Origin of the sequence: Nostoc sp. CHAB 5715 (assembly GCF_020829685.1) — a bacterium.
GTDB lineage: Bacteria > Cyanobacteriota > Cyanobacteriia > Cyanobacteriales > Nostocaceae > Nostoc.
The window spans coordinates 1-5,338 of the sequence record NZ_JAIVFR010000515.1; the positions used below are offsets into that span (position 1 = coordinate 1).

The 5,338-nt window shown below is 38.7% G+C and carries 6 protein-coding genes and 1 pseudogene; 4 read left to right on the plus strand and 3 right to left on the minus strand.

All coding sequences use genetic code 11. From position 1 onward, the window contains the following. Positions 1-532: 532 nt before the first annotated feature. Positions 533-706 carry a hypothetical protein gene (locus tag LC574_RS24795; RefSeq protein ID WP_229456207.1) on the minus strand — a complete coding sequence of 58 codons (174 nt, stop codon included), beginning with the start codon at positions 704-706 and terminating at the stop codon, positions 533-535. A 169-nt stretch (positions 707-875) separates the two neighbouring features. Here LC574_RS24795 and LC574_RS24800 point away from each other — a divergent pair, with 169 nt between their 5' ends. After that, on the plus strand, positions 876-1,277 hold the full coding sequence (locus tag LC574_RS24800) for a fasciclin domain-containing protein (protein WP_229456208.1): 402 nt from the start codon (positions 876-878) through the stop codon (positions 1,275-1,277). A 196-nt stretch (positions 1,278-1,473) separates the two neighbouring features. Here the strand turns inward: LC574_RS24800 and sfsA are convergent, their stop codons facing one another. Next, a complete protein-coding gene (gene sfsA, locus LC574_RS24805; protein ID WP_229456209.1) occupies positions 1,474-2,199 on the minus strand; it encodes a DNA/RNA nuclease SfsA in 726 nt (241 codons plus the stop codon). A gap of 265 nt (positions 2,200-2,464) precedes the next feature. Next, positions 2,465-2,842: a hypothetical protein gene (locus LC574_RS24810; protein ID WP_229456210.1), complete on the minus strand. Its 378-nt coding sequence runs from the start codon at positions 2,840-2,842 to the stop codon at positions 2,465-2,467. 127 nt (positions 2,843-2,969) lie between these two features. Here LC574_RS24810 and LC574_RS24815 point away from each other — a divergent pair, with 127 nt between their 5' ends. From LC574_RS24815 to LC574_RS24825, 3 genes and pseudogenes are all read left to right on the plus strand, one after another. After that, on the plus strand, positions 2,970-3,158 hold the full coding sequence (locus LC574_RS24815) for a hypothetical protein (protein WP_229456211.1): 189 nt from the start codon (positions 2,970-2,972) through the stop codon (positions 3,156-3,158). Positions 3,159-3,979: 821 nt separating this feature from the next. Continuing rightward, the gene (locus LC574_RS24820) at positions 3,980-4,648 is read left to right on the plus strand and encodes a 2OG-Fe dioxygenase family protein (protein WP_229456212.1); all 669 of its coding nucleotides are present in this window, start codon (positions 3,980-3,982) and stop codon (positions 4,646-4,648) included. Between the two features lie 130 nt (positions 4,649-4,778). After that, a pseudogene (locus tag LC574_RS24825) lies at positions 4,779-5,321 on the plus strand (tetratricopeptide repeat protein); the annotation flags it as partial. Positions 5,322-5,338: the final 17 nt, after the last annotated feature.

The window sequence follows — 5,338 nt, forward strand, 5'->3', positions numbered from 1 at the left end:
AATTCTTCTAGTCTGAAACGTTTCATATTTGCAGGTGAAAGTAGGTGGTTACTCCGGCGTTTTTGCTGACAGTGGTCTGTATTCAATCAGACACCCTGTTTTTTCTTATTTAGGACTTACGCAAAAATCGCCCAAAAGCTTAATTTATCGAACCGCCAAGACGCCAAGAACGCCAAGAATTCGTAGAGCGTGCGTAAGTCCTAATTATCTAGAAGTCTGATTAAATAAGGGGAACCCTAAAAATCAACTTTTTAAGGCGAGCCACTGCGCCTAAGTCCTATTAGAAATAAGCAGCTAATCACAATTGCTAAAAGCATTAATGTGATGGGCTGTTTATTATTTCCAAGTGGAATTACACAAACAACGAGTGAAATGTATTTAGTGATCAAATAATACCAGTTAAATCCGCTTGTTACCAACTTTTTTGGTTAAGAAATGCTGACACAAAGCTAGAGCAAGTACATTTAAATTTTCTAAAAACCCTATTTTGCTTACTCAGCAAAGATTTTACTATAATATTGCCAGATAACTTCTAAATATCTAAAACTTTGCTTATACCAACAAAGTACTTTTTGAGTATCAATTTAACTAATTTTATTGGTATTGCGAGTGCTGCACTAATAATCTTGGATGCGATCGCTTCTACCGTTGGATAGAAAAAGCAGCAATGCTTGCGGCGGTAAACTACGCATCCAGGAGTGTGCATAACTGATCCGCTAAGACAATGTACATATAATTGTCTACTTGTATAAAATATAGACAATCATTTATGATATCAATCAAAAAAATTATTTGACATACGTCTAACGATAGATAGATTTTATTAAGTTAATAGTTTAGATTTGTAACAAGTTACACAGAAATAGGTAAAACACATGGCCAATATAGTTGACACCGCCGCTAATAATGGTTCTTTCACAACATTAGTTGCAGCAATCCAAGCAGCTGGTCTAGTAGATACACTGAAAGGCCCTGGGCCATTTACCGTCTTCGCACCTACTGATGAAGCGTTTAATAAGCTTCCAGCAGGTACAGTAGACTCATTACTTCAAGATATTCCAAAGCTCAAGAAAATCTTGACCTATCATGTAGTCTCAGGAAAAGTACTAGCTGCTGATGTAGTTAAGCTAAAGACAGCTACAACAGTTGAGGGTTCAGATGTAAAAATTGACGCTTCTAATGGCGTTAAAATCAATGATGCAACTGTTGCAACAGCAGATGTTGCTGCTGATAACGGTGTCATCCATGTGATTGACACAGTTTTGATTCCTGCATAAGCAAACGTCAGAATAGCGAATGCTATTTGTGGCGCGGCGACTACCTATAGTAGTTTCTCCATTACAGTCTGGTTGAATGTTTTTTAGTAAACACCAACTACCAATAAATCCATCTAGATAGTATCTAGATGGATTTGTTGTTTCGTGCGTTTATAAACGTTGCAATGCAACGTCTTTAGTATTTGATTAGGTATAATTAAATTTTTAGTTTTGCCAAACCTAAATAACGGATACCTTCGGGGGAAATATCAAAACGGCAAGGTAAGACTTCTAAACCGAGAGCGATCGCATCCCGTAATAATTTACCATATATAGGATCTGTGCGATCGCCAGGGCAGAACTCAGTACAATCACCGCGATTGATAAAGTAAAGCATCACCGCACGATTTAGAGGTAGCAGTGCCATTAGTTCTCGCAAATGCTTTTGTCCTCTTGTAGTCTCCGTGTCGGGAAATAAGGCTAGTCTCCCGTCAGACAAGGTTGTATTTTTCACTTCTAAATAAATCGGGCGTTCCTCGCCACTCCCGATTAAGAAAAAATCTACTCGACTTTTTTTATCTAGCCCATAAACCACCTCGCCCTTGATTTGGCTATAGTCGCCCAATTCTGGAAAAAGATGTTTCGCCAAAGCTAGCTTTACCACCCGATTGGGCAAAAAAGTATTTATGCCTACCCAAGTCGGCTCGTTGTCATATACCTGAATTAGTTCTAAAGTGTAAGCCAATTTGCGGTTAAGATTATCACTTTTAGAAAGCTGTACAGCACTTTGGGGAGTTGATACTCCAGTCATTGGCCCTGTATTTGGACAATGTGCTGTCACTATTTCGCCAGAAGTAAGTTGAACGTCAGCAAAAAACCGCTTGTAGCGTTTTAGCAGAATACCCGAATACAAAGGTGGGTAACTAAATATAGGCTCAATCAATACTTTCAACCTTTACGCTTTCTAAAATGCTCATTTAATGCTCAAACAAACTGTTTTCAGTGAATTATCAACTTTTTTGAGAATTATTTTATACTCAGCATCCATGCTCAATAGATGCTCAAAGTTTATTACCTCTGTCACCCTAAGTCTAGTATCTCAAGTTATTAAATAAGTTATTAAACAACTAGGAATTATAGCTAGGGATGGACATAAAAAAGCTCACAAGCAAGTGATGCCGTGAGCCAAGATATCTAATCTCTGATGTCTATTCCCCTAGCAGTTCTATTACCTCCTCAAGTTTGAGCTTTGCCTTGTATAGGTTGAGTAATTTCTCCTGCTCCCAACGTTGAGGAGCTTGATAGCGCTTGCCCTCCATCGTCAGCTTGATCAGCGCCGCTTGCTCATCGGTAGGTGAATTCATTTGATCAAGCGCGATCGCTATATCCTGGTAAGCTTCAAAGGATAATCGTCTCAGTCCCTTTCCCTCTTCCATCTGAGTAAGTGCGATCGCAGGGAATGCCATTAAAGAGGTAATCCACGAAGTCTTGTAACCAGCGTTGCCAGTTGGCTTGATGCCGTAACGCCTACACAAGTCTCTCAACTCGGCAATGGTTTTGATTTCAAGTTCTGACCGTGTGAACATAAAATAGAGTTACCCATTTGTAAAAGTGGTATCGGTGGTGAACCATTTCCACGTGAGAACACCACCGATTTAAAACTCTATTCGATTGGAAGCTATCGATTCAATCTATATTTACGTTTCTACATAAATGCCTAATCCAAAGGGAACACCTGAAAATTTACAACCAGGAAAGAGAAAAGGTGAGGAACCATTAACAGAGAAGATGAATATACGCATGACAAAATCTATGAAAGAGGAGGTACAACAACAGGACGATCCACCACAATTTTGCAGGGATGCCATTCAAGAGGCACTAGACAAAAAAAAGAGAGAGTGACTTATCTCCCTCTATGATCCTGAAATGTTAAACAACTTATTAAGTAACTTTTTTAAAAACTGGATATTCTAGTTCTTGCATAGCCCTATTGACTCTCTCCTTTGCAGTGCCGGAACGATAGCGGGCATTCAACCGCTCTCGCCACTTGTGATTGACTCATTACAAACTCACCATCTGGTAACTGAAAAACTTTTAACCAAATAATTTGATATCCCTACACGATAAGTAGTTGTAAACAAGTCTAGAAGCTTTATGCAGAAAGAAAGTAGGGTGAAAGACAATATTGGTTTCTGTTGTCTGTGCCTTGTCTCTTCTATAATTTTGAGATGTTAAATAACTTATTTAATAATTTATTGAACAACTTTAAAACTCCGCCTTGTGACAGAAACTGAATGAGAAGGAGTCAGAAGACAGAATTCAGAATTCAGAATACCCCAGCAGTCAAGTCAGGGGTAACAGTCACGGAAAGAATTTTTTCTTCTCCACGATAGCGACACGGAGAGCGAGTCTTCTCCCAAGGGGAGCCACTGCGGTCTTGGGGTAACGCCTAAGTGGAGCAAGTGGCGTGAGACGATGCCGCGCAACGAGCGTCTTAAAATCGCTTGCTCTAAACCTCCCTTGGACATCCAGGAGCTACAAATCCATGCTGGATTCTGGCTCCTGAATTCTGAATTCTTCTTCGGTAACTTTATATATCATAGAATGTCAAATTTTGTAGTTATATTTACAACAAATTAATAAAAAGTAGCATATACTAGGTGTTATAAGCCTCCCATAAAGAAAAATCCGGGAGAATTCCAACATGCAAGGAGGTAAATCCTATGCAAAAAGTGCAGACATCAACAGAATTAGAATATGCTTTTCTGTTTACTCTAAGAAAAGTAAATTCGATAAACCTAGAAGGTTTCAAGCCATTTTTTAGTAATATGCCTATTGACCCTTATATCAAAGGCAACTATCGTCAGAGGAGATTATCTCGGTTCACAGTCTCTGGAAATCAGTTAATCAAATTGCCTCATGGCTACTTCTTTCAAAGTAAAAAGTATAATCCATTAGCGGGCGACATAAGAAGAGAGTTTGCAGAATTAGATGATGCGCTCATAGAACTTGATATTTTTAGAAATCTTGTCTTAGCATTTAGTGATTCTTGTAAACTTCATCCTGAAGCTGAAATCGGAGTTCATCAAATTAGAATTATTTGTTCACCAGATAATTTTGGTAATCCAGCGCCTGAAGGTATCCATCAAGATGGGACTGATTTTATTGGCATCTTTTCAGTAGATAGAGATAATATTCAAGGTGGAGAAACACATCTGTATACTGCCAAAAGAGAAAAACCTGTATTTAGCAAAGTTTTAAATCCAGGGGAACTATTATTGGTCAATGACCATGAGTTTTTCCATTTTGCCAATCCTATAAAACCACAAACTGACGCTCAAGGAAGTTTTGATGTTTTTGTACTGACTTCTCCTAGCTTACTTTCAGGATAATTTTAGTTAACTGTAAATATTTTATAATCTAAGAGATATGGGGAATTGAATGTAGTCATTTCCCCAGCTTTTTTATTTGGGGAAATAATCGTGCTGGAATTCAATTAACTGAATCAACCAAACAAATGCCATGAATGACGAATTCTACAATAGAGGATTGGAAAAGGCTAGGCGAAAAGACTACGCTGGAGCAATTGAGGAATTTAACCATGCTTTACAACTGACACCTTACTTTACCGAAGCTTACTTACAACGGGGTTTGGCACATTATGATTCAGGAGCAATCCTTAAGGCTGTCTCAGATTATACCGAAGCTCTGAAGCTTAATCCTGAGAGTGTAGAGGCATATTATTGTCGTGGATTGGCTAGAGTGGCGCTGAAAAATTTACCAGGGGCGCTAGACGATGTTGAACGCGCTATTCGTCTCAATCTCAATTATGCTCCTGCTTATAATCTGCGGGGGATAGTGCGGCGCAAACAGGGTTATATTCAAGATGCGATCGCTAATTTTAAAAAAGCTGCTGGGTTATATCTGGAACAACAGGATAAAGACAATTGTCGTCTGTGTCTGGAACAAATTAAACAGCTACAACCCCAAGAATTACCTGTTGTACAGCAATCACGTTCTCCAAGTGCGCCCATTTTATCCACAAATGAATATTTTACGCAATTATAAGCAGGAGCATAATT

Excerpts from the sequence above, each read along its gene's own strand:
- LC574_RS24795 (WP_229456207.1), bottom strand. The coding sequence starts at position 706 with ATGCACACTCCTGGATGCGTAGTTTACCGCCGCAAGCATTGCTGCTTT.
- LC574_RS24800 (WP_229456208.1), top strand. The coding sequence starts at position 876 with ATGGCCAATATAGTTGACACCGCCGCTAATAATGGTTCTTTCACAACA.
- LC574_RS24810 (WP_229456210.1), bottom strand. The coding sequence starts at position 2,842 with ATGTTCACACGGTCAGAACTTGAAATCAAAACCATTGCCGAGTTGAGA.
- LC574_RS24815 (WP_229456211.1), top strand. The coding sequence starts at position 2,970 with ATGCCTAATCCAAAGGGAACACCTGAAAATTTACAACCAGGAAAGAGA.
- LC574_RS24820 (WP_229456212.1), top strand. The coding sequence starts at position 3,980 with ATGCAAAAAGTGCAGACATCAACAGAATTAGAATATGCTTTTCTGTTT.